The sequence below is a fragment of the Chryseobacterium sp. 22543 genome, assembly GCF_052044565.1.
Classification (GTDB): Bacteria; Bacteroidota; Bacteroidia; order Flavobacteriales; family Weeksellaceae; genus Chryseobacterium.
Map to the genome: position 1 here is coordinate 197,112 of NZ_JBQENH010000003.1, position 25,586 is coordinate 222,697.

A 25,586-nucleotide genomic window follows, 5' to 3' on the forward strand; every position below is an offset into this window, starting at 1 on the left:
AATATCGGAGGTTTGTTTTTATAAGCTTTCCCAGGTTTTCTTTATGTTCTGCATTTTCATCAGATAGAAATACAAAGGAATGAGTTCTAATCTAAGGGTAAAGCTGATCGTTGGAACAGTAAATGGGATAATTGCCATCATAATGAGACAAACGGCAATTCCTATGATTGCATCAACTATTGCAGCCTGTACTGCCCATTTTTGTTCAAACCAGAGTCCGTAAGCAACAATACCTTTGAACAGAAACAAAAAGCTGATCAAAAGCCCCGTCATTGAATAAGGATGATTAGCATTGATCCCATATATCGATAAGGAAACATGAGTCAGCAGAGAACCTGCAATCAATAAAATAGCAGATACTGCGCCTCCGATTAAAAAGATCCATAAGAAAATTTTAATCCACACGGGTAATAAGTTTCTTCTTCGTGTTAAACCGTTGTTGTCAAATTCTGCAAAAGCAGTCGACTTTTCTTCCATGTATTATTAGTTTTAAATTTTTTATCCAAAAAATGCATTCGAACTTCCGATCCAGATGGCATCCTTTTTATTGAAATCAACATTTACCATTGCGGCTTTAGTCATTCTCCCAAGATTTTCCAATAAAATAGGGCGTTCGTCATTTTCCCGCCAAATATACAACAAACGGATCTCTGCTTTTGAAAATTCTCCGTTGATATCTTCAAAAATGGGCTCATAATACACTTTTCTCTGTAAAATATAATTTTCCTTATCCTGAATAGCGTCTGTAATTTCCTTCGTAGGATTTAAATTAACACCACTTCCTGCGAATGAAAATAAAGGCTTCAATACAAAGTCTTCAAGATTTTCATTTTCCGGAAATTCATGTAGAAAATAACTCTTTGGAACAAACTGATGTTTTAATAAAGGCAAAAGAAATTTTGAAATTTTAAAGAACCAATTGGGGTGAGTGATCCATTTAACATCTACTTCTTCACGGAAATCAAATTCTGTATTAAGATCCGGAATATTATCCAACTCGTCGAATATAATACGGTTGTAAATTCTTTTGATTTCTACCAGATTTCCATTGTTTTCATAATACAGTTTTTTGCCTTCTTTCTTTACTTTGGTCAGACACACTGTTTTTATTCCTAATAATTGCTCTGTTAAAGCAAAATCAATGGCTGTTTTTTGTTTTTCAGGGAAGATTTCAAGCAGGATTACATTTTCAGGATTTTCCTCACCTACAATAAGCTCCTTCAAATAGTTTTTAAAGGTTTCATGAGGCATAGGATTTCTGATTTCCGAAAGAAAAGGGTAAACTTCACAATAAGTTTCTTCATACACTTTCTGAAAAGCATACAAAGAAGGAAACGCCTGAAGTTCTATCAGCTGAGGTTCTATCGCTCCGTTTTCGCTTTTGCAGACTCCAAAATCTATCGTGAAAAAATGAGGCTGATCCGTATCATTGGGAACTCTGCAGTTATCAGGAACGGCTTTCCGAAGTGTTTCAGCAGACATTGCCTTAATCTGGCTGATAATACTTTCGCTGGCATCAATAAGCTTACTCTCAAATTCTTTAGTCAAAAAAATAGGGCTTTCTGAAACCCTGAAAGTAGGTGCTGTACCTCCTTTTTCCGCCAGTATATTTTTTAATTGATTGTACTTTTCATCCGAAAACTCCTTATTGTACTGTTTTCTGTATTTTGGAATCATATTTTTTTTCTTTTGTGATGTTAAAAAATCGAACATTTCTGCCCGATTGTTATATATAGTAAGGAGTTGGAAGCTGGGAGAGGGAAGTTCTTAACTATGAAAATATTTAGACTATCAGTTCATGAATAAAAGCATTTTCAGTAGTCTTAACTGAAAATAACTTCCAGCATCCTTCTTCCATCTTCCTGCCTTTTAAGCCAAAGTCCCAGCTTCTTTCAAAATGTTTTTTTTTGCAAACTGAAGGAATCTCGGAAGGATCTGATGTCTGGTCAGAATGATTTTATCCTCATCGTCTATTCTGTCGATCGTTTCAAGATATTTCTCCATACCGAAATTTTCGATCATAGCTTCTCTGTTTTTTTCATCTTTCAGATTTTCGATCAAAGATTCAGGATTAGCTTCAGGATGAAACTGTGTTCCGAATATTTCTTCTGAAAAACGAACCGCCATTACCGCTCTTTCCAGATTGATATGAGGACGGAACTTCTCAATCGCCATGATAGTCATCCCAAGTTCTTCAAAACGGTCATGATCCGGCTCTATAAACTGGTACGCTCTTGAATCTACGGCATAAAAAGGATCCTGAAGATTTTTGAATAAAAACTCTTCTTTGCCTTCATCTGTTTTATGAACAGGCATTACTCCAAAGGAATAAGACTTTCTTTTACAGATATTACCAAGGTTCCAATGAATACTTGCCAGCTGGAATGAATGGCAGATAAGGAAAAGGTATTTTTTATCTTCACTATATTTATTATGCTCAAAAACAGAATCTAAAAAATGGGCAAATCTGTCTTCCCAGGCAAAACCTTCACGATGTGGATTTCCAGGACCGCCTGAAGAAATGAAAATATCAAAATCTCCGATCTCCGGCATTTCATCTTTAAATCTCACATCAAATGTCTTGATGACAACATTTTCTTCAGAGTTCTGCTGAAATGCTTCAGAAATTTCTTTAATGTTTCTAAAACCTTGATTCACATGATTGTTGTTCATGTCCAGCAGAGCAATTCGAATATCTTTCATTACATCATATTTTTTGTAAAGTTACCAAAAATATTATGAAGCAGTTTCACCATGTGTTATGCCATACTCTGTTTCAGAGATCATATAATCAACAACTTTCGTGAGATCCCCTGTTTCCTTAAAGATCTGAAGCTGCCTGTCTGCGCCGGTTCCGTTTTCCAGAATTTTCCAGGCATATTCCACTTCATGGCGGCATCCCAAATCGTCTACCACATCATCAATAAACTCTAAAAGTTCTTTCAATAAATGAGGATAAGGAACAGATTCTTCTTTTCCGAAATCGATCAGATGGGCTTCAATACCGCTTTTGGAAGCACGCCATTTATTTTCGTTCAACAGCAGTCTTCTATAACTTCTGAAGCTCAGATTTTGCTGATGAAGTTTATAGATTTTAGCAACAAGGCATTGCATAATGGCAGCAAGACATACCGTTTCATCAATTCTCAGTGGCATATCACAAATTCTGAATTCAATCGTAGGGTAGAACGGATGAACACGTAAATCCCACCATATTTTCTTGGCATTGTCGATGGTTCCTGTTTTCACAAGAAGATCTACATAACTGTCGAATTCTGCCAGAGAGTTAAAATAACTTGGGATACCGGTTCTCGGGAATTTCACAAAGATTTCCTGTCTGTAAGATTTAAATCCGGTGTATCTTCCAATCCAGAATGGCGAATTGGTAGAAAGAGCATACACGTGAGGAAGAAAGTAACGCATTACATTCTGAATTCTTACCCCTTCTTCACGATTAGGAATTCCAATGTGGACATGCAATCCGAAAATAAGGTTTTCACGGGCTACATCTCCCATGTCGTCCACGATTTTGATGTATCTTTCTCCCTGTGTGATATTGTTATCTGACCAATGAGAGAATGGGTGAGTACCTCCTCCGGAAACGCGCAGCCCCTGTTCATGAGCGATGTTGATAAGATGACGTCTTAAATTCGTCAATTCTGCTCTGGCTTCCTGAATATTCTGGCAGATCCCTGTTTCCATTTCAATCATAGATTCGTGCATTTCGTGTTTTAAATTTTCACTTAAAACCGCTTTGCCGCCTTCGATGATTTTTGAAACGTGAGAAACCAGATCTCTGCTTTCTACATCAATGATCTGATATTCTTCTTCAATTCCAATAGTAAACTGATGATGCATTTTTTTTGTGTTTTTTATTTCTTTTCAATGTTATTTTATGGAATCTTTCACAAAGGTTCCCCAAGTAATATTAGGTTTCCCAGGAACATATTCTTTAGCTTTTTCTATAGCCAGTTTTGCAGCATGTTCTATAATCCATGCAAAATTTTCTTCTCCTACAGAATTTCGGTCTGCATCCGGAGCCGGGTTGCAAAAATCAATTGCATAAGGAATACCGTCTCTCACTGCAAATTCTACCGTATTGAAATCATATCCTAATGCTTCATTCATGGTAATGGTATAATCATGAATAGTTTTCAGTAGTTTTTCAAGTTCTTTACCTTCTGTCTGGTGCGTAGTAGCATATCTCAGATGAGGTGCATTTCTTGGTTCGTAAGGCATGATGTGAACATATTTTCTGCCCAAACAGTACACTCTGTAATAATCATCAAAGATTATTTCTTCCTGTACCATCATCACCAGCTGTTCCGTTTCGCCTAATTTGTTCCAAAGGTCATCCGGATTTTCTACTCTGTATACATTTTTCCAGCCACCGCCGTCGTGAGGTTTCATGTATGCCGGAAATCCTACATAATTAAAGATATATTCCCAGTCGTGTGGAAATTTCAGGTTTCTGAATGAAGTTTCAGAAGTGTTGTCTGGCCTTTCGTGTGACGGAAGCAGAACAGTCTTAGGAAGTGGGATTCCCAGTTTAGACATCAGGGCATTGTTGAAAAACTTCTCATCAGAACTCCACCAAAACGGATTGTTGATTACATAAGTGCCATTGAGTGCGGCATTTTTCAGGTATGCTCTGTAAAAGGGAACGTCCTGTGAAATTCTGTCGATGATTACCGCATACCCATAATCTGCACCCTGTTCTAATTTATCGATGGTAACGGGTTCAGCTATGATATCTCCACCTCCCAGTTCATTCACTTTATCTATAAATGCCCAGGGAAACGTGTCTTCCATACCGAAAAGAATTCCTATTTTTTTTGTCATAATTTTTGTTTTTTAAGATGGGTGTATATTTTTTTCTATTTGTCTTTTTTATTGTGTTTAAGAGAAAAATGTTCCTATAAAGGTTGGGAAGACCATTCTCCACAGTGGCCAGTCGTGCCCTATCCATTTTCTTTCGTCATACCAGAAATCGATTCCTTTCAGCCTTAAAATTTCTGACATTTCAACATTTTTTTCTTTGCAGATATCCTGATCAGAAGTACTGAGTACAATATGCATGTGTTTGTATTTCCAGGCTTCATCATTTCTTACAAATTCTCTGGGGCAGTTGAAATATACGATTTCATCAGAATAGCCATCCATGAAATTTCTTATGCTGAACGCTCCGGAAAGGCAAAACAGATGAGAAACCACATCAGGAAATCTGAAAGCAAAATTGGCAGCGTGATAGCCTCCAAAACTTGCTCCGGCTACTGCTACGCGATGGGTTTTATGAAGTTTCTGAATATAGGGAACAAATTCCTTGATCAGAAACTGTACATACCGTTCATAATTTCTTATTCTTTGCTGAGGAGATATTTTGTCATCATAAAAACTCCAGCTGTCAATGGTCTGAACATTGTAAAGCTTTACTTTTCCCTGTTCTATAAACCAGTTGATACTTCCGTTAAGATGAAAATCATGATTTTGAGTGTATTGTCCCTGGGAAGTAGGAAACATAATAATAGGGTGGCCGTAATGCCCGGTCACTTCTACCTTGAGACTTGTTCCCAATATATTTGAATAATATTCTGTATGTTCTATATGAGGCATTTTTCCTTGTTTAATTTTAATACTGTACTTCTATTTGATAAATTCAATTCCTCCAGGCTGATCTTTTTTCTAAAAGTTGAGTCAACGAACTGATAATATGTCTTGCCATTTTCCAGAACTTATACTCTCTAAATTACATTTTAGTATGGAATCTTCCGGCAGATTATATATTATGAATTCAATAACATTTTGAATATCAATGTTACTCTTTATTTTTAGGAACTCAGTTTGTTGCCTTTTGGAGGCAGAATGTTCAGCATATCTGCATGAATCATATCTGCAGCAGAATCCAGTCTGTCCTGCACAATGGAGGCATCTCCGGATTTGTAAACAATCCCGACATGATAATCTATCGGAAGGAATTTTACAACTTCTTCACATTCAAAATTACTGTAATCCGGTTCCTTATCTTTAATCAGCGCAACAATAAGCCCTGAGTAATATCCTGTAGGTGGTGAAATACTGTAATCATTTCTTCTCAGAAGTGCATCTTCAATTTTAGCCCATTCTCTCCAGATATTAATACCGCTTGAGGCCTCTACCAGGTCCGGAATATGAGCACCGCCAACCCTTGATGAGGTTTCAAGAAAATACCATTTTCCATCTTCTTTTCCTTGGATAAATTCTGTATGGGTGGCACCATTGATCAATCCGAAATTGGAAAGAACTCGGGCATTAATTTCTTCCAATGCCTTAAACTCCTCGGAATATCTTCCTAAAGTCTTAGATCTGAATACTCCGCCTTCATGGGAAACCTGCATAGGAGGAGCAAGGTATTTTGAGGCAGAAGTAAATACAATTTTTTTATTAAAAGTAAGGCTGTCCACATGGTAAACGTCTCCGGGCTTAAAACTTTCCAGTAAAAAAAGATGACGTTCTTCTCCCAGTGTCTCCAGTGCCTCATAAAGTTGTTCCTTGGAAGTTATTTTCTTGATTCCTGATGCTGAAGCTTCAGAGCGGGGTTTCAGTACCCATGGTGCAGGAACATGGTCTGTAAATTCATTGACTTCATGATCATTGAATACAGGTGTAAATTCGGGAACGCTGATCTCTGAATCTTTTGCTTTTTGGCGCATAGCCAGTTTATCCCTGAAATACCGGTGTGTAGTCTGTCCCATTCCCGGAATACGGAATGTTTCCCTGATTAATGCCGCTTTTTCTACGTCATAATCATCCAATGCTACTACAGCATCTACTTTTCTGGTTTTCATCAGGTGGGAAAATCCCTGAATCAGATGCTCCAGATTCCATACAGACGGCTTGAGTTCCGGCATATAAAATACCTCATCAATTGCATGCCAGGGCCAGTTTTTTTCCTTAAGATTTTCTGAGGTTACTAAGATGATTTTATTGCCGAGATTCTTCATTTCGTCCATAAAATCGTAGCCTTTGTAATAGCACGAAATACACACAATAGTTTTCTTCTCCATATAATGTTTTTTAATTTTTAGTGAATTTTCAAAAATAAAAGCATTTATTTATTGTTTTATTAATATTAAAAAATGCAATATCGTGCGTTTTTGAAAATTCACTAATCAATTATACAGAGTTTTTTTGTAAAAAACTAATTTTTAATGATAATTTTCAATTAAATCCACAAGGAGTTGAACCCCATAACCTGTTGCTGCTTTTTCCTTGGCGTAGCCTACATTCCCAAAGGCTACTCCTGCAATATCCAAATGTGCCCATTTAGGATGGTTTTCAATGAATTGCTCTAAGAATTTTGCTGCAATAATACAGTCTCCGATCGGTTTTAAGGAGATGTTTTTCATATCGGCTACATCAGACTGAATGTCGTCCTTCCACACATCCCATAAAGGAAGATTCCATACTCTCTGATTGGTTTGATCTCCGGTTTTTATCAGATTATTTTTCAGTTCCTCATTATTGGAGAACATCGCGGCACAGGTATCTCCAAACATGCGTACAGAGCTTCCTGTTAAAGTAGCCAGGTCAATCAGAAAGTCTGTTTTGTAGTTTTTGGAAAGGTAAGATAATCCGTCTGCAAGGATTAAACGGCCTTCGGCATCGGTATCAAGTACTTCAATGGTTTTTCCGTTGTAGGCTGTGATCACATCACTCGGAAGCAGGGCTTTTTCAGAAACAGCATTATCTGTAATAGGAAGAATAGCAATAATGTTCACAGGAAGCTGTATTTCTGCAGCATAAATTAAAGTACCCAAAACAGCTGTAGCGCCTCCCATATCAGACTTCATATAATGCAGATTGGCAGAGCTTTTTATTGATATTCCTCCAGTATCAAACAAAATACATTTTCCTACCAATCCGAAAGTCTTGGCATTTTTAACCGTAGTTTTATATTCTAAAATAGTGAACGCAGCATCATAAGCACTTCCCTGATTGACCGATAGATAAGCACCCAATCCAAGCTCTTCACATTTCTTTCTGTTGAAAACGGTGTACTTCAACTCATGTTTTTTTGCCAGATTTTTAAGATATGCACTTAAAATATCCGGTTTTTTAAGATTGGCAGGTTTGTTGAGCCAGTCCTGACAGGCAGTCTGCCCGTTAATAAGGGCTTCGGTTTTTTGACTGATATGATCTAGTTTTTTCTGGCTTAAATTTTCAAAATGCAATTCAAATTTTACATTCCAGAAAGCATGTTTCTTATCGAAAGGATAGTTGTACGTTCCTGCTAAAAGTCCTTTTACAAATTCCTCAAACTGTTTTTCATTCATGAAATCTGCCAGAGCTAATGTAGGCACTGCCTGCAGTTTTTCTTTCTGTGTTTGTGAAAATTTTGCTGCAACCTGCTGGATTTCGAAATTCTGTAACGTAGATTTTCCTAATCCAATAAAATAGGTAATTCCTTCTTCATGAGCATTAATGAAAACTTCATACTTCTTTCCCGTAAAAAAAGTAGAAATGTTTTTATTGAAATTTTTACTGGATTTTGTCCATTCTTCCTCTGTAAATAGGTGGAAGACCTGGGTGTAATTTTTGTTTTTTTTATTAATTAGTTTCATAAGTAGATATTATATTTTTCTAAGATCATAGACAATCGTCGTCTTCATTTGTTCTTGTCTGTCCGAAAATCTTCTTCAGCAATTTTGCTGGCTTAGTTTTTAATGCTTTGTTGTTGTGGTTTTACTTCTACAGGGTTTTCAGTATTGTCGTAGAATAGCCATTCAATGGCCCTTGGAAACTCCTGTGACCAGTAAAATTCATTATGAGTGCCCTCAGGATTGATATTGGTCTTGAACTCAAAATCAAACAGCTTTTTCTCTTCCCATCTTTTCAGATATTCCTCAAAAATATGAATCCTTTTGACCATTTTAGATCCTTCCTGACCGCCTCCATAAAGATAAATTTTTGTTTTAAAAGGAACCCGGAAATTCATCATCGGGAAATTGTTGTTGGGCTCAACCCACAGTGAAGGAGAGAATATCAATAATTTGGAATATACTTCAGGATAAAGAAATCCGCTGTATATACTGATGAGTGCCCCTAATGAGCTGCCCCCGATTCCGGTATTGTCACGGTCTTTTTTTGTTCTGTAATTTTCATCCACAAAAGGTTTTAAAGTATCTGCAATAAAACGGATGTATTTTTTTCCCTCAGAACCATTGGCTACATGATCATTATCGAAAATATATTCTTTAATTCTTTCCTCGCTGCCATGTTCTATAGCAATGATGATAAGGTCACCACGGCCATATTCTGCAAGGATAGACAGCTTCTTATCAATTTCCCAGTTTCCGAAGCCGCTTCCTTCATTGAATAAGTTCTGGGCGTCCTGAAGATATAAAACAGGATATCGCTTATCCGTTGTGTGATAATCGTAGGGAAGCAGTGCCCAAACTTTACGGTGGCGGTCAAGCTGCGGAATATAAAAATTTTCGGAAATTATTTCAGCAATGGGATAATATTCTTCTTTGAACGGTCCCCAGTTTAATCTCCATTTTTTTACAGTATCCGAAGTTTTGCCAGCTGCTTTTTTTACTTTCCGGTTGGGAGTGATATTTCCATATTCATCCAGCTCCACATTCTCCCAGCCTCCCTTTGTGAATTTATAGTCAATTTCTTCGGCAAGTATCTGGTCTTCAATTTCTATAAAATAATTGGAGGGATCTGTTTGTTGGAGCTGGAAATTGTAATCTTTAGGATTCCAGCTGTTGAAATTTCCGGTGATAAATACCGGTCTGTCGTCTTTTTCTTCTGTATAAAGTTCAAACCTCATCGTATGTGTTTAATAAAAATAGTGATGCTAAATTTATAAAAAAAGATTGTTTTGAAATCATAAAAATGTGAGGTAAAAAATGATATATTTGATAGAAAGACAAAACACGAAATGGTATTGATAATTATTTGATGAATTATTAATCGCTATTGTCAGTATTTTTCGTAGTTTCAGGCAAATTATAAATATAAACTGATCTTGATGAATTCTGTTAAAACCTACACGCTTTTCACCGATCATGATGTGTATCTTTTCAAAGAAGGTAGACATTATAAGCTGTATGGTAAATTTGGAGCACATTCTGCTGAAAAAGATGGCGTGAAGGGCGTGTACTTTTCAGTGTGGGCACCCAATGCAAAGAAAGTTTCCGTTATTGGAAATTTTAATAACTGGAATCATAAAGATCACATTTTGTTTCCAAGATGGGACGGATCTGGAATTTGGGAAGGATTTATTGAAGGCTTAACCTGGGGAACATTATATAAATATGCCATTGAAACACCAAGAGGCGAGATTCTGGAAAAAAGCGATCCTTATGCTGTAAGCTGGGAACAGAATATTCAGGCAGCTTCTTTGGTTTCCACCACCTGGTATGAATGGAATGATAAGGAATGGATGGATAGCCGCTGGGAAAAAAACAGGCTGGAAGCTCCTATATCAGTGTATGAACTGCACCTTGGCTCATGGGTGAGGGAAGGTGATAATCCTGGACAGTTTTTAAATTACCGGGATATTGCAGAAAAGCTGGTCCCTTATATCAGAGAAATGGGGTTTACCCACTTAGAGTTCATGCCTGTAATGGAGTATCCGTACGATCCAAGCTGGGGATATCAGATTACCGGTTTTTACGCGGCGACTTCACGCTTCGGTTCACCACAGGATCTGATGTTTCTCATTGATGAACTTCATAAAAATAATATAGGCGTTATTCTGGATTGGGTTCCGTCTCATTTTCCCGGAGATGCTAATGGTCTTCACCGCTTCGACGGTTCCTATCTTTATGAACATGAAGATCCGAGAAAAGGTTTTCATCCTGATTGGAAGTCACATATTTTCAACTACGGGAGAAATGAAGTGAAATCTTTTCTGATCTCTAATGCCATGTTCTGGCTGGACCGCTACCATGCTGATGGATTGCGTGTAGATGCCGTAACTTCAATGCTGCATCTGGATTATTCAAGAAATGAGGGCGAATGGGAACCGAACATCTATGGAACCAATGTAAATCTGGAAGCGAAAACATTTCTGCAGGAATTTAATACTGCAGTGTATAAGGAATTCGGAAATAATATAATGACCATAGCAGAGGAAAGCTCAGATTTTCCCATGCTTACAAAACCTGTTCATGACGGAGGTGTAGGCTTTGGAATGAAATGGATGATGGGCTGGATGCATGATACGCTGGATTATTTTAAAGAAGATTTTCCTAACCGTAAATTCCATCACCATAAACTGACGTTTGCTTCTATGTATATGTATAATGAAAATTATATGATGCCTTTGTCACACGATGAAGTGGTACACGGAAAAGCAAGTCTGATCTATAAAATGAAAGGGGACGAATGGCAGAAATTTGCCAATCTGCGGGCCTTATATGTATATATGTATACCCATCCCGGAGCCAAACTGCTTTTCATGGGGGATGAATTCGGGCAGACCAGTGAATGGAACTTTACCAGAAGCCTGGACTGGCATTTGCTGAAATATCCTGTTCATAAAGGAATGCAGGAAATCGTTAAGGAACTGAATCACCTGTATACATCAGACTCTGCCTTTTATGAAAACCAGTTTGATAAACATGGTTTTGAATGGGTAGAAGCAGATGATCTGGAAAACTCAGTGTATATATACCTGAGAAAAGGAAAACAGAAAGATGATGTGGCTATGGTAGCTTTGAACCTGGCTCCAAAAGTACTGGATTATAAAATAGGGATTCCTGCAGGAACTCATTGGGAGGTTGTTTTAAATTCTGATGATGAAAAATACAGCGGAAGCGGAGTAGAAGCTGAAATACTGGAAGAGAAGCATGAAGAATGGCGGGGATACCCGAAATCAATGACTGTAAAACTACCGCCCTTGGCAGGAATTATTTTAAGACAGAAGAAAGATAAAAAGTATAAATTACACAGAATTAAACACAAGAGATAAAGAATGGTTGTTTATCATTTAAGTACAGAATGTTATCCTGTAGCAAAAGTAGGCGGTCTTGCGGATGTAGTAGGAGCGCTGCCAAAATATCAGAATAAAATAAAAGGAGTAGAAGCTAAAGTAGTAATACCATGGTACAACAAGCCCTTTATATATGATCATGAATTTGATTTGGTTTTTGATGGATTTATTCATCAGGGAATCAATATGCTGCAGGTTCAGGTGTTGAAAGAAAAGACAAACGCTCTGGGGTTTGAACTGTATATGGTGAGAATCCCCGGATTATTAGACAGAGACAATCCTTATGGATATCAGGACGAAAGTTTCCAGTTTATGGCCTTCCAGCATGGAGTGTTACACTGGCTGTGTGCCATGGAAATTCGTCCAGATGTTTTACATTGTCATGATTATCACACCGGACTGGTTCCCTTTATGGTAGAACACTGCCGGGAATTTGAATTTTTAAAAGGAGTGAAAACAATAGGAACTATCCACAACGGAGAATATCAGGGAACGATGAGCTGGGGGATGGCGCACTATATGCCGTCTTTTGATTCTTATAAATGGGGACTGATGGATTGGAACGGATTCATGAATCCTCTGGCCAGTATGATTAAATGTGCTGATGCCTTTACCACCGTTTCAGAAGGATATCTGGAAGAACTTTTTATAAGTTTCCGCGGATTGGAAAGCCTTGTTCGCCAGGAATTTGGAAAAGCATACGGAATTATCAATGGTATCGACACTGAAGTCTGGAATCCGGAAACCGATCCGATGCTGGACTTTAATTTTAACAGTAAAAATGCAGTTGCTCAAAAGAAGAAAAATAAACAACAACTCTGCAAAGAATACGGATTGAAGCCGGAACTGCCTTTATTTGCCTTTATTGGAAGGTTTGCTACAGAAAAAGGAGCCGATTTTTTACCGGATGTAGTATGGAAAAGCATTAAACAAAGTTACGGAGCTTTAAATATTATGATTCTCGGGTCTGGAAATACCTATATTGAGAATAAGTTAAAGGAATACGATTATACCTATAGCAACTTTGCTCTGGATCTGGGATATAAAGAACATCTTTCCCATAAGATCTACGCATCGGCAGATTTCCTTCTGATGCCTTCAAGAGTAGAGCCTTGCGGATTGAATCAAATGTATTCCATGAGATACGGAACTGTTCCTGTAGTAAGATATACGGGAGGGCTCAGAGATACCGTAGAAGATATCTCAACCGGAGGTGCAGGGCTTAACTTTACTTATCCTGGCGTAGATGATATTGTACATGCGATGAACAGGGCGCTGGGCATTTATAACCAAAAAGGAGTGATGGAAGATCTTATTCATGCCAACATGAATTTTGACTTTGCATGGGAGAAATCTGCAGAAAAATACATAGCTTTATATAATAGCTGATACAATAAAAATAAAGAATGTTTTAAAGTAGCGGTGAACACTAAGAACAAAACAATAAACTCAATAAAAAACGCAAGATATTTATGAATCGAAATGTAATCTCCATAGTTTTAGGAGGAGGCAGGGGAACAAGATTATTCCCGTTAACATATTCCAGATCAAAACCGGCTGTGCCTATCGCGGGAAAATACAGGTTGGTAGATATTCCTATTTCAAACTGCCTGAATTCTGGATTAAATAAGATTCTGGTTTTAACGCAGTTTAATTCTGCTTCTCTCAATTCACATATTAAGAATTCTTATCACTTTGATATTTTCAGCAAAGGCTTTGTCGATATTCTGGCAGCTGAACAGAATGTAGAAAATGAAAGCTGGTATCAGGGAACTGCAGATGCCGTAAGACAATCGATGAAACATCTTGAAAAATATGATTATGACTATATCCTGATTCTTTCAGGAGATCAGCTGTATCAGATGGATTTCAGGGAAATGCTTGATTTCCACATTGAAAATGGAGGCGATCTTACTATTGCTACAATCCCTGTCAATGCAAAAGATGCCACAGGTTTTGGGATCTTAAAATCAGATGATGAAGGAAATATCACCTCTTTCTATGAAAAGCCGGATTATGATATGCTGGAAGGTCTGAAATCTGAGGTTTCAGCAGAAAATAAACATACAGGAAAAGAGTTCCTGGCTTCCATGGGAATCTATATTTTCACCAAGACTATCCTAAAAAAAATGTTTGATGAAGGAGCTGGTGATGATTTCGGAAAAGATATCATTCCGAGCTCTATTGGAAAATACAAGACACTAAGCTATCAGTATGAAGGATACTGGACAGATATCGGAACTATAGAATCTTTCTACGAAGCGAATCTGGATCTTTGTCTGGATCTGCCGCAGTTTAACCTTTTCTCTTCTTCACCCATTTATACCAGAGCAAGGATGCTTCCTCCGTCAAAAATCAACGGTTCTTATGTAAGTAAGGCTGTGTTTGGTGACGGATGTATCATTATGGCTGATAAAATTGAAAATTCAGTAATCGGGAACAGAACAAGAATAGACAAAGGAAGCACCATTGTAAATTCCTATGTGATGGGAGCCGATTTTTACCAGAATACCACAGAAATTGTGCTGAATGACAGAGCTGGCCGCCCTAATATGGGAATCGGGAAATATTGTTATATAGAAAAAGCAATCCTTGATAAAAACTGTTACATCGGTGACAATGTGAAAATCATCGGAGGAAAACATATCCCGGATGGCGACTATGGAACTTATTCCGTACAGGATGGGATTGTTGTAGTGAAGAAAGGCGCTGTAATTGCTCCGGGAACACATGTCGGATAATAGAAAGGAAGCGGGAAGCGGGATGCTGGAAGATATTAAGCTGATGTAGAACCAGTAATCTTATCATATAAAATTCATGTTTATAAGGTAAGGTCGAATGTTTTTAATCAAAAAATGATTAGTAATTATCCACGGAATAGTAACCTCCAGCTTCTCTCACCCAGCTTCCAGCCTTTAACCAGATTAATTATTGTTAAACATACAATCAGAGTGATCAGCATATTGTTCACTCTTTTTATTTATACTATTTTTGTGCGATGCGTATTTTTAAGATATTAACTTTTATCGTTGTTTTGTTGGGGGGAGCTTATGCTGCTTCCATGTACTATTTTGTGGACGAAAGTAAAAATTTCACCATTGAAAAAGAGATTGATTATCCGGTAGATAAGGTATTTACCCAGTTTAATAATCTGCAGAACTTTACAAGATGGAACAACTTTTTTACCAGTTCACAATCTATCGATATTGATTACTATACGCCTTATGAAGGACAGGGAAGTGCCATCAGTTATGTAGATGCTAAAAATAATACCGATGGAGAAATGTTCATCCGGTATGAGAACCTTAATAAAACATTGAAATATCAGCTTTTTGAGGATGAAAATGAAAATCCAACGCTGGTTGATGTTAAATTTAAGCCTGTTTCTGCAGAAAAAACAAAAATAATCTGGTACGTACATACACCTAAACTGGCTGTCTGGAAAAGAGTAGAAAACTTCTGGACTGAAGACCGTTTTGCTGAAAATATCGACAAAAGCATGACGAATCTTAAAAATTCTTTAGGAAATAAAGTAGAAAAAGACAATCAGATGGCAGCAATCAAATATGACAGCCTGATGGTGGAAAATGAAGAAGACAAACTGCTGCTTGGGATCAATGTAAGTACTTCAAATAAGAAAGACGCGCTCTACAAAAATATCGTGATGAATTATAACAAAGCTTATAACTTTGTGACGATGGATATGGGAAAAAGAGATGATGAATTTGGATATCCCATCCTGATCACTGACGCGGACAATTATAAAGATAAAGAAGTTTCTTATTTTCTGGGAATTCCGCTTTCTAAGAAAATTGGAGTGTCTGACAATAATTTCAATTTCAGATCTGTAAATCCGTCTCAAAATTACGTAATCTACTATAAAGGGAACTATGAAGGACGAATTCGGGCAATTCAGCAGCTGATTCAGAAAGCCAAAAAAGACGAGATGCGCTTCGGGGATATCCGCCAGACCTTTATTGAACGTCCGATGGAAGGACAGGACGTGAACATGAAGCTCTCATTATCAGTGTATAAGTGATTTTTATTTATTTATTTTTTTCTTAAGTTTTTTTAACGGTTTCAGACTGTTCTAACTCGGTTTTTTTTATTAAATTTGAAGATTAATTCTACAAATAAATTTTAATAAATAGATAAACTGTAATAATGGACAGATTTTCATTCCTAAACGCAGCTCATTCTCAATTAATTGAGGATTTATACCAACAGTACTTAAAATTCCCAGACTCCCTAGAACCATCATGGAAAGCCTTCTTTCAAGGCTTCGATTTTGCTTTAGAGAACTATGGAGATGACGATAACACCCAGTTTATTCAGGCTTCGGCCAGCGCTGCCCCGGCAGTTCAACAACAGATTTCTCAGGCAGTATCAAACGGAGAAGTTCCTGAGCATATCAAGAAAGAATTTAAAGTAGTAAACCTTATTGAGGCTTACAGAACAAGAGGGCACCTTTTTACAAAAACAAACCCGGTAAGAGAAAGAAGACACTATACACCTACTTTAGATATCGAAAATTTCGGTCTTTCTAAAGAAGATTTAAATACAAAATTCAACTGCGCTGTTGAAACAGGAATGAAAGAGCCTGCTACATTGGCAGATTTGATCAAACATCTTGAAAGTATCTACTGCGATTCTATCGGAGTAGAATATACATACATCAACAACGTTGAAGAAAAAGATTTTATCAAAAGATGGCTTCAGGTAAATGAAAACCATCCAAGCCTTTCTGCAAACGAAAAAACAGAGATTTTATTAAAATTAAATCAGGCGGTTGCATTTGAAAACTATCTTCACACAAAATTTGTAGGACAAAAAAGATTCTCATTAGAAGGAGGTGAAACATTAATTCCGGCTTTAGATCAGTTGATCTCAAGATCTTCTCAGTTAGGAGTGGATGAAGTGGTGTTAGGAATGGCTCACAGAGGTAGACTAAACGTACTTACCAATATTTTTGGGAAATCTTACAAGCAGATTTTCTCGGAATTTGAAGGGAAGGAGTTTGAAGAAGATGTATTCTCAGGTGATGTTAAATATCACTTAGGATCATCTAAAAAGATCAAAACTGCTTCAGGAGAAGAAGTGTGTATAAACCTTACTCCGAACCCGTCTCACCTTGAGACAGTGGCTGCTTTGGTAGAAGGGATCTGTCGTGCAAAAGTAGATGACAAATACAAAGATTACTCTAAAGTATTGCCAATCATCATTCACGGTGACGGAGCTATTGCCGGACAAGGTATTGCTTACGAAGTAGCTCAGATGATGACGCTGGAAGGATACAGAACAGGAGGTACCGTTCATATCGTTGTAAATAACCAGGTTTCATTTACAACCAACTATATGGATGCAAGATCTTCAACATACTGTACAGATATCGCAAAAGTTACAGAATCTCCTGTAATGCACGTGAATGCTGACGATGCTGAAGCTGTTGTTCATGCCATCCATTTTGCTGCTGATTTCAGAGCGAAATTTGGAAAAGATGTTTATATCGACCTTTTAGGATATAGAAAATACGGACATAATGAAGGTGATGAACCAAGATTCACTCAGCCTAACTTATATAAAACAATTTCAAAACACCCGAATCCAAGAGAAATTTATAAAGATAAATTACTTAAAGACAGCATTACTTCCAATGATGTAATTGCTAAAATGGAAACGGAATTCAAAGCTCTTCTGGATAAAGATTTTGATGCTTCAAAGGAAATTGAAAAGAACGTAATGGATCTGTTCATGGCTGAAGACTGGACTAACTACCCAATCGGAAAGAGAGGAGCAGTTCAGTTGCCGGTTGATACAAAATATGATGCAGCAAAGCTGAAAGAATTAGCGCTGAAAATGTCAACACTTCCTGTTGATAAAAAATTCATCAATAAAATTACAAGACTTTTCGAAAACCGTATCAAAGCTATTGAAGGAAATTCATTAGACTGGGCATTAGGAGAGTGGTTAGCATACGCAACACTACTTGTAGAAGGTCACAACGTAAGAATTTCCGGAGAAGATGTAGAAAGAGGTACTTTCTCTCACAGACATGCGGTAGTAAAAACAGAAGATACAGAAGAAGAATATATCCCGTTAAGACACGTATCAGAAAGCAGATTTGATGTATTCAACTCTCACCTTTCAGAATATGGTGTTCTAGGTTTCGATTACGGATATGCAATGGCTTCTCCAAATACATTAACGATCTGGGAAGCTCAGTTCGGAGATTTCGTGAATGGTGCTCAGATTATTGTTGACCAATATCTTGCCGCAGCCGAAGAAAAGTGGAAAATCCAGAACGGATTGGTAATGTTATTGCCTCACGGTTCAGAAGGACAGGGAGCAGAACACTCTTCAGCAAGATTGGAAAGATTCCTTACCCTTTGTGCTAATGAAAATATGGTAGTGGCTAATATTACTTCACCTGCCAACTACTTCCATTTATTGAGAAGACAGTTGAAATGGGGCTTCAGAAAACCATTGATCGTAATGAGCCCTAAATCTTTATTAAGACATCCTAAAGTGGTTTCTCCAATTGAAGATTTTGCAAACGGTACATTCCAGCCAATCTTGGATGATCCAACTGCAGATCCTAAAAAAGTAGAAAAAGTAGTTCTTTGTTCAGGTAAACTGTACTTCGAATTATTGGCGAAGAAAGAAGAACTGAACTGTGAAAATATTGCATTAGTAAGATTCGAGCAGTTATATCCGCTTCAGACAGATGCTATTGAAGCAATCTTCAACAAATACGAAAATAAAAAACAATTGGTTTGGGCTCAGGAAGAACCTGAAAACATGGGAGCTTGGTCTTATATCCTGAGAAACTTCAGAGATACAGGAATCCAGGTGGTTGCTCCGGTACCAAGCGGTGCTCCAGCTCCAGGTAGCCACAAAATGTTTGAGAAAAACCAGAATGCAGTGATCAACAGAGTTTTCGACAGAGATGATGCTCCTGCAAAAAGACCAGTTACAGCTTAATTTAAATAATATCCAATTAAAAAATAAAAAATACTCGATATGTCAGTTTTAGAAATGAAAGTTCCTTCACCGGGCGAATCAATTACAGAAGTTGAAATTGCAACTTGGCTTGTAAAAGATGGTGATTATGTAGAAAAAGATCAACCTATCGCCGAAGTGGATTCAGATAAAGCAACTCTTGAATTGCCGGCAGAACAAAGTGGTATTATCACTTTAAAGGCAGAAGAAGGTGATGTAGTACAGGTAGGTCAGGTAGTTTGTTTAATTGATATGGATGCTAAAAGACCAGAAGGTGCTGCACCTGCTGCTGAAGCTCCAAAACAGGAAGAAGCTCCGAAAGCGGCTGAACCTGCGAAACAAGAAGCTCCAAAACCTGCAGCTCCGGTAGCGGCTCCACAAACTTATGCAACAGGAGCTCCATCTCCGGCTGCTAAGAAAATCCTTGATGAAAAAGGAATGGATTCTGCTCAGGTTTCAGGAACAGGAAGAGACGGAAGAATTACTAAAACTGATGCTGAATTAGCGGCTGTTCCTGCATTAGGAGGAAGCCCAATGACAGCTACAGGTGCTAGAACTACCACTACAACTAAACTTTCAGTTTTAAGAAGAAAAATCGCACAAAGACTGGTTTCTGTGAAGAACGAAACAGCTATGCTGACGACTTTCAACGAAGTGGATATGTCTGAAATCTTCAGATTGAGAAAACTTTATAAAGAAGAATTTGCTCAGAAACACGGAGTTGGACTTGGTTTCATGTCTTTCTTTACTAAAGCGGTGACAAGAGCATTACAAATGTACCCGGATGTAAATGCATCTATCGACGGTGACTTCAAAGTAAACTACGATTTCTGTGATATTTCAATTGCAGTTTCAGGTCCTAAAGGATTAATGGTTCCTGTATTGAGAAATGCTGAAAATATGTCTTTCGCAAGCGTGGAAGCAAACATTAAAGATCTTGCTATCAAAGTAAGAGACGGTAAAATTACTGTTGACGAAATGACTGGTGGTACTTTCACTATTACAAATGGTGGTACTTTCGGATCTATGATGTCTACGCCAATTATCAACCCTCCACAGTCTGCAATCTTAGGAATGCACAACATTATCCAGAGACCGGTTGCTGTTGACGGACAGGTAGTAATTAGACCAATGATGTACGTTGCAATGTCTTATGACCACAGAATTATCGACGGTAAAGAATCTGTAGGATTCCTTGTTGCGGTAAAAGAAGGTATCGACAATCCAGTTGAAATATTATTGGGAGGTGACGAAAGAAAAGGCCTTGGTTTATAGTTTTAATAAAATTATAATGTAAATATATTATCTCGCCTTATAAAAAAGGCGAGATTTTTGTATTTATTAAGAAAATGCTACAATGATGTTTTCAAAAATGACTTCCAATATCAAAGTTTCAGTAATACCTGAATATGATAGTAAAAACAGTTATCCATCCGAAAACCGTTACGTTTTTAAATACAATATCACGATAGAAAATGACGGAAGCTTTCCTATCAAAGTATTGAAAAGAAAATGGTTGATTTTTGATGTAGGATTTGGATACACAGAGATTATAGGGGATGGCGTGATCGGCCTCACTCCTGAAATAGGAACAAATGAAAATTTCTCTTATTTCTCCAATGTAATGCTTCGTTCTGGAGTAGGGAATATGAGCGGAAAATACCTGGTGAAAAACCTGGAAACACAGGAAACTTTTGAAATTGATATTCCAAAATTCAATCTGTTATCTGAAGTGTTGAGTAATTAAAGCTTTTTTTGTACCAGAATAGTACAATAGTAATGATTGATAGATTGCAGAATAAGAACCCGGGTTCAATAATCTGTTCTATTAAAGTTTTTTGATTTTCGCTTTCAAATATTCATTTACTTCATCATTACTGGTGAGAAACAATTTCTCAAAAGCCAGGAGAGAGATCTTTGCACATACTTCAGCATCTGCTCCCGCTCTGTGGTGGGTAAAATCAATTTTATGATATTCTGCCAAAGGTTTCAAACCGTATTTTGGAAGGTAGTTCCATGACTTCTTGGCAAGCTGTATGCTGCACAAATAGCTGAGCTGGGGAGTAAACATCCCATAATGTTCCAAACATCCTCTTAAAACAGAAGCATCAAATCCTGCATTATGAGCAATCATAAGGCTTCCGTACATCATATCCTGGGCTTCATACCATATCTCATCAAAAGTAGGTGCATCTTTTACGTCTTCCGGTTGAATACCATGCACCGCAATATTGAATTTATTAAAATAAGGAAAACTCGGAGGTTTGATCAGCCAGGTTTTAGTCTCAACAATCTTAGAATCCTGTACCACACATATTCCCATCTCACAAGCTGAACTTTTCTCATGAGTGGCCGTTTCAAAATCTATTGCACAGAAATCCATTGTTTTTAAATTATAAATTGTTGCCAGTTGCTAGTTCTTTAGTTTAGAGTTTAAAGTTAGTTGAAGTTATAAATGTTTTTACTAGCAATCTCTGTTCTTATATAGTAGAAGATTTATTTCCCTTAATCCCTATTACCTGCAACCTATCATCTGCCACCTAAAAAGTGTTTAAAAATAAGCCATTTCGATTGATAGAACTCATTCTTTTGGCTTTTATGACGAAGTTTCCATGTTCCCGGAAGCTGTCCGTAAAATCCAAAATGAGCCTTTACAACAGCCCACAGATGTGGAAAACCATGTTTTAATCCAAAATAAACTCCGGCAACACCATCCAGACATAATCTGAAAAAGATCAGCCATATCAATTGAGGAAAGGGAAGGTTCTTAAGCATCATGGAAAGGTTATTTCTGATGTTTAAAAAAGTTTTTTGTGCACTCTGTTTGTTAAGTGTACCACCACCTACATGATAAACTTTGGATTTTCCCGTATAATAAATCTTTTTTCCGGAATTAATGAGTCTCCAGCAAAGGTCAATTTCCTCCTGATGGGCAAAAAATCTGGCATCAAAACCATTCTGTTCCCAGAAATCTTTTGAACGGATGAAAAAGCAGCATCCTGATGCCCAGAAAATCTCTGTTTCATCATTATACTGTCCTTTATCTTCTTCCAGGTCATCAAAAACCCTGCCTCTGCAATAAGGATATCCAAGGTTGTCTATCAATCCGCCGGCAGCTCCCGCAAATTCAAAATAGCTTCTATTGTGATAAGATAATATTTTAGGCTGTACTGCTGAAACGGAAGGATTTTTTTCCAATAATTCCAAAGCAGGTTCTATCCAGTTCTCGGTAACTTCTACATCAGAATTGAGAAGGCAGTAATATTCGTTAGAGATGGCTTTCAACCCTTCATTATAACCTCCTGCAAACCCATAGTTTTTATCGTTTTTAATAACGGTTACTGTGGAGAAATTCTTTTGTAAAAACTCAATGGAATCATCCGTAGAAAGATTATCGATAACAAAAATATCCGCATTCTGAGAAAATTGAACCACACCCGGAAGAAATTTTTCAAGCCAATTTCTGCCGTTCCAGTTTAAGATGGCAACTGCCAGTTTTTTCTGCATGTCAATCTAATTTTTTTCGGAATCAAAATTTTTGATGGAGTCCTGGTATTTCCATTTTCTGTGTGACCAAAGATAGTTGTCCGGATTTTTGTGTAATGTGTTTTCCAATAATTTATGGAACTTTCTTACCACTTCATTTTCAGTAAACTTTTCACCATCAGGACATATTCTATGATAATTTACCTGATAATAACCACGTTTTACCTTCTTCATCTCACAATAGATGAAAACAAGATCCATTCTGGTAGCCAGCTTATCATATCCAACAAAAGCAGGAGTTCTCTGATTCAGGAACTCTAATCCGTACGTGACATGTGCGAAGTGAGGAGTCTGATCTGCTACAAACATATAGGCTGAATCTCCATTGTTTTTAGATCTGAAAATATTCAGGATCACTTCATTGGCTTCCAATGCTTCATTTCCGAATTTATTACGGACCTTCCTCATCTGATTCTCCCAGAAGTCATTATTTACCTTTCTGTATACAGGATGGCAATGCGCCTGGGGAACAATCTTTGCCAATGCATTGATCCACTCCCAATTGAAGACATGTCCTGCCAGAAGGATAATGTTTTTACCCTCCTTTTTAGCATCATGAAACAGTTCCTGATTGATGTGCTGCATTCTCACCCTGGCTTCTGTCTCAGAAATGCTGAAAGATTTGATAGTTTCTACCAGATAATCTGAAAAATTAAGGTAGAATTTTTTCCGGATCTCTTTAATTTCTTCTTCCGATTTATCAGGGAAAGAGTTTTTCAGATTTTGGGTAATTACCTCTTTTCTGTATCCTACCAGATAATAGTTCAGGAAAAAGATCACGTCCGAAAAAATATACAATATTTTAAGCGGAAGTTTGGAGATCAGATATAATATTTTGATTAGAAAATTCATAAAACACGCAAATTTAGTGATAATAAAATTATGGTTCTATTTTTGCAGAGGGATATATATTATTTTTTTACTTTTATGTTATGAAAAAATTGACAATGTTAGCTTTCCTGGGATTAAGTGTAATCGCTTTTGCACAGGATGTAAAAAATACACCTGATAAAGGAAATCAAAAAAACGCTCTTATAGTTCCGACTGAGCAGAAAGAATTAGAAGCAAAGAAAAAAGCTGCTGAAGAAAAAGCTAAGCTGCCAAAGCCTTATGATCCAAAAGCGGATGCAGAGGCGGATATTAAAAAATTAGTAGCTCAGGCTAAGAAAGAAGGTAAAAACGTTATGATCCAGGCTGGCGGAAACTGGTGTATCTGGTGTCTTCGTTTTAATAATTATGTACAAACTACTCCTGAATTAAAGGAAATAGTGGATAAAAACTATGTCTACTATCACCTGAACTTTTCTCCGGATAATAAGAATGAAAAGGTTTTTGCCCAATATGGGAATCCGGGTGAGAAATTTGGCTATCCGGTTTTTATTATTTTAGATAAAGACGGGAAAATGATCAAGGTTCAGCAAAGTGATGTTTTAGAAGAAGGAAAAGGGTATAGCAAAGAAAAAGTAAAAGAGTTCTTTACTACCTGGGCTCCTAAAAAAGGATAAAATAAAAAACTGCTTCAGAAATGAGGCAGTTTTTTTATTTCTATGAGTATTACATTAATTTCTTAATCCAGCTTAATTTTTTCTCAGAATACGGTGGATATTTGATGTTCGGTTCACCCCAGGTGGCTTTTTCAAGAACAGCTTTTTGATGTGAGAAAGTTTCAAAACCGTATTTTCCATGATAATTTCCTATTCCTGAACTTCCCACCCCTCCAAATGGCAGATGATCATTGCTTAAATGCATTACCGTATCATTGATGCAGCCTCCTCCAAAAGAAAGTTTCCGTGTAAAGATTTCTTTTTCCTCGGAATTATTGGTAAAAAGATAGGCAGCCAATGGCTTTTCAAGTTCTAAAACAGAATTGAGAACTGCATTGTAGCTTTGAAAACTGATAACCGGCAGGAGAGGTCCGAAAATCTCTTCCTGCATGATTTCGTCATTCCAGTTTATAGGGTTCAGAATAGTAGGCTCTATGTGTAGCTTTTCTTCATCAAAAGATCCTCCGGAATAGATTTTATCTTTATCAATAAGGTGTATAAGACGCTGGAAATTTCTTTGATTAATAATTTTTGTGTATTGCCCGGAGCCCGCTTCATATTTAAACTCTTTGATATATTTTCTGAGCATTTCCAGAAACTGTTCCTGAATGGTTTCTTCTACCAACAGATAATCGGGAGCTACGCAGGTTTGTCCGGCATTGAGGAATTTTCCCCATACAATTCTTTTTGCTGCTATTTCAAGATTGGCATTTTTGGTGACAATAGCCGGAGATTTTCCTCCCAGTTCAAGTGTTACGGGAGTAAGATGCTCTGCTGCCGCTTTGTAAACAATCTTTCCAACCTTTGTACTTCCTGTAAAAAATATTTTGTCAAATTTTAATTTTAAGAGAGCTGTCGTTTCATCAATACCACCTTCGTATACGTAAAGGTATTCAGGTGGAAAGTTTTCATTGATGATAAATGCCATCGCCTTCATCGTATTTTCAGCTATTTCGCTAGGCTTAAGAATACAGCAGTTTCCAGCTGCCATTGCCGCAATAACAGGAGAAAGGGATAACTGATAAGGATAATTCCAGGCTCCGATTACCAATACACAGCCAAGAGGGTCTGCATGAACTTTACTGCTCCCGAGCTGGTTGATAAGATTGGTGCTTACTTTTTTAGGCTTTGAAAGAGATTTTAAATTCTTGATATAATAATTGATATCATTCAGAATAAAAGATAGCTCTGTTGTGAAAGTATCAAATTCGGATTTTCCAAAATCTTTGTTAATCGCTTCATACAGCATTTTCTCATTAGCAATAATAAGGCTTTTAAGCTTCTCAAGATACATTTTCCGGAAAGCAAGATTTTTGGTCTGCTGTGTTGTAAAAAAATCCCTTTGGTTCAGTAAAATTCTTTCAATTTCCATTCGTAAGCTTTTGTATTAAACGTAGTGCTTTGCGCAATATTGCTGCTGGAAAAATACGAACAATAAACCGGCCAAATTGGATAGAGGATAGAGTTGGAAGATGGAAGAAGGGAGATGGAAGTTACTTTTGGTTGTTTGAAGA

General features: G+C 37.2%; 21 protein-coding genes. 8 read left to right on the plus strand and 13 right to left on the minus strand.

What is annotated here, in order from left to right; all coding sequences use genetic code 11:
• Positions 1 to 18: 18 nt before the first annotated feature.
• From ACTJIP_RS11680 to ACTJIP_RS11720, 9 genes are all read right to left on the minus strand, one after another.
• Positions 19 to 477 (minus strand): hypothetical protein, encoded by a 459-nt coding sequence (locus tag ACTJIP_RS11680; protein ID WP_077416883.1) that lies wholly within the window; start codon positions 475 to 477, stop codon positions 19 to 21.
• Between the two features lie 21 nt (positions 478 to 498).
• Positions 499 to 1,677 carry a hypothetical protein gene (locus ACTJIP_RS11685; protein ID WP_077416884.1) on the minus strand — a complete coding sequence of 393 codons (1,179 nt, stop codon included), beginning with the start codon at positions 1,675 to 1,677 and terminating at the stop codon, positions 499 to 501.
• Positions 1,678 to 1,869: 192 nt separating this feature from the next.
• Complete coding sequence (locus ACTJIP_RS11690) at positions 1,870 to 2,703, minus strand: type 1 glutamine amidotransferase (RefSeq protein ID WP_077416886.1); 834 nt, start codon at positions 2,701 to 2,703, stop codon at positions 1,870 to 1,872.
• A gap of 33 nt (positions 2,704 to 2,736) precedes the next feature.
• Positions 2,737 to 3,858: a carboxylate-amine ligase gene (locus ACTJIP_RS11695; protein ID WP_047385313.1), complete on the minus strand. Its 1,122-nt coding sequence runs from the start codon at positions 3,856 to 3,858 to the stop codon at positions 2,737 to 2,739.
• 30 nt (positions 3,859 to 3,888) lie between these two features.
• Positions 3,889 to 4,842 (minus strand): ATP-grasp domain-containing protein, encoded by a 954-nt coding sequence (locus ACTJIP_RS11700; protein WP_440704604.1) that lies wholly within the window; start codon positions 4,840 to 4,842, stop codon positions 3,889 to 3,891.
• A gap of 57 nt (positions 4,843 to 4,899) precedes the next feature.
• Positions 4,900 to 5,613 (minus strand): alpha/beta hydrolase-fold protein, encoded by a 714-nt coding sequence (locus ACTJIP_RS11705; protein ID WP_077416890.1) that lies wholly within the window; start codon positions 5,611 to 5,613, stop codon positions 4,900 to 4,902.
• 215 nt (positions 5,614 to 5,828) lie between these two features.
• Positions 5,829 to 7,043 (minus strand): ATP-grasp domain-containing protein, encoded by a 1,215-nt coding sequence (locus ACTJIP_RS11710; protein WP_077416892.1) that lies wholly within the window; start codon positions 7,041 to 7,043, stop codon positions 5,829 to 5,831.
• A gap of 141 nt (positions 7,044 to 7,184) precedes the next feature.
• The gene (locus ACTJIP_RS11715; protein WP_440704605.1) at positions 7,185 to 8,600 is read right to left on the minus strand and encodes a leucyl aminopeptidase family protein; all 1,416 of its coding nucleotides are present in this window, start codon (positions 8,598 to 8,600) and stop codon (positions 7,185 to 7,187) included.
• A 92-nt stretch (positions 8,601 to 8,692) separates the two neighbouring features.
• Positions 8,693 to 9,814 carry an alpha/beta hydrolase-fold protein gene (locus tag ACTJIP_RS11720; protein ID WP_077416896.1) on the minus strand — a complete coding sequence of 374 codons (1,122 nt, stop codon included), beginning with the start codon at positions 9,812 to 9,814 and terminating at the stop codon, positions 8,693 to 8,695.
• Between the two features lie 201 nt (positions 9,815 to 10,015).
• Between ACTJIP_RS11720 and glgB the strand changes: the two genes are divergently transcribed.
• The 7 genes from glgB to apaG all read left to right on the plus strand — a co-directional run bounded on the left by glgB (position 10,016) and on the right by apaG (position 20,729).
• The gene (gene glgB, locus ACTJIP_RS11725) at positions 10,016 to 11,962 is read left to right on the plus strand and encodes a 1,4-alpha-glucan branching protein GlgB (protein WP_440704606.1); all 1,947 of its coding nucleotides are present in this window, start codon (positions 10,016 to 10,018) and stop codon (positions 11,960 to 11,962) included.
• A 3-nt stretch (positions 11,963 to 11,965) separates the two neighbouring features.
• On the plus strand, positions 11,966 to 13,372 hold the full coding sequence (locus ACTJIP_RS11730) for a glycogen synthase (RefSeq protein ID WP_440704607.1): 1,407 nt from the start codon (positions 11,966 to 11,968) through the stop codon (positions 13,370 to 13,372).
• 83 nt (positions 13,373 to 13,455) lie between these two features.
• The gene (locus ACTJIP_RS11735; RefSeq protein ID WP_047385305.1) at positions 13,456 to 14,724 is read left to right on the plus strand and encodes a glucose-1-phosphate adenylyltransferase; all 1,269 of its coding nucleotides are present in this window, start codon (positions 13,456 to 13,458) and stop codon (positions 14,722 to 14,724) included.
• A gap of 257 nt (positions 14,725 to 14,981) precedes the next feature.
• Positions 14,982 to 16,022 (plus strand): SRPBCC domain-containing protein, encoded by a 1,041-nt coding sequence (locus ACTJIP_RS11740; protein WP_077416902.1) that lies wholly within the window; start codon positions 14,982 to 14,984, stop codon positions 16,020 to 16,022.
• 125 nt (positions 16,023 to 16,147) lie between these two features.
• Positions 16,148 to 18,964, plus strand: a complete 2,817-nt coding sequence (locus tag ACTJIP_RS11745) for a 2-oxoglutarate dehydrogenase E1 component (RefSeq protein ID WP_180563872.1) — start codon at positions 16,148 to 16,150, stop codon at positions 18,962 to 18,964.
• Between the two features lie 39 nt (positions 18,965 to 19,003).
• The gene (gene odhB / locus ACTJIP_RS11750) at positions 19,004 to 20,257 is read left to right on the plus strand and encodes a 2-oxoglutarate dehydrogenase complex dihydrolipoyllysine-residue succinyltransferase (protein ID WP_077416905.1); all 1,254 of its coding nucleotides are present in this window, start codon (positions 19,004 to 19,006) and stop codon (positions 20,255 to 20,257) included.
• A gap of 82 nt (positions 20,258 to 20,339) precedes the next feature.
• Complete coding sequence (gene apaG / locus ACTJIP_RS11755; protein ID WP_077416907.1) at positions 20,340 to 20,729, plus strand: Co2+/Mg2+ efflux protein ApaG; 390 nt, start codon at positions 20,340 to 20,342, stop codon at positions 20,727 to 20,729.
• 81 nt (positions 20,730 to 20,810) lie between these two features.
• Here apaG and ACTJIP_RS11760 read toward each other — a convergent pair whose 3' ends face one another.
• From ACTJIP_RS11760 to ACTJIP_RS11770, 3 genes are all read right to left on the minus strand, one after another.
• Entirely contained in the window at positions 20,811 to 21,365 is a 555-nt protein-coding gene (locus ACTJIP_RS11760; RefSeq protein WP_047385300.1) for a 3'-5' exonuclease, read from the minus strand.
• Between the two features lie 146 nt (positions 21,366 to 21,511).
• Positions 21,512 to 22,489, minus strand: a complete 978-nt coding sequence (locus ACTJIP_RS11765) for a glycosyltransferase family 2 protein (protein WP_440704608.1) — start codon at positions 22,487 to 22,489, stop codon at positions 21,512 to 21,514.
• A 6-nt stretch (positions 22,490 to 22,495) separates the two neighbouring features.
• The gene (locus ACTJIP_RS11770; protein WP_077416911.1) at positions 22,496 to 23,380 is read right to left on the minus strand and encodes a lysophospholipid acyltransferase family protein; all 885 of its coding nucleotides are present in this window, start codon (positions 23,378 to 23,380) and stop codon (positions 22,496 to 22,498) included.
• 80 nt (positions 23,381 to 23,460) lie between these two features.
• Between ACTJIP_RS11770 and ACTJIP_RS11775 the strand changes: the two genes are divergently transcribed.
• The gene (locus tag ACTJIP_RS11775) at positions 23,461 to 24,033 is read left to right on the plus strand and encodes a thioredoxin family protein (RefSeq protein ID WP_077416913.1); all 573 of its coding nucleotides are present in this window, start codon (positions 23,461 to 23,463) and stop codon (positions 24,031 to 24,033) included.
• 49 nt (positions 24,034 to 24,082) lie between these two features.
• Here ACTJIP_RS11775 and ACTJIP_RS11780 read toward each other — a convergent pair whose 3' ends face one another.
• The gene (locus tag ACTJIP_RS11780; protein WP_440704609.1) at positions 24,083 to 25,444 is read right to left on the minus strand and encodes an aldehyde dehydrogenase; all 1,362 of its coding nucleotides are present in this window, start codon (positions 25,442 to 25,444) and stop codon (positions 24,083 to 24,085) included.
• Positions 25,445 to 25,586: the final 142 nt, after the last annotated feature.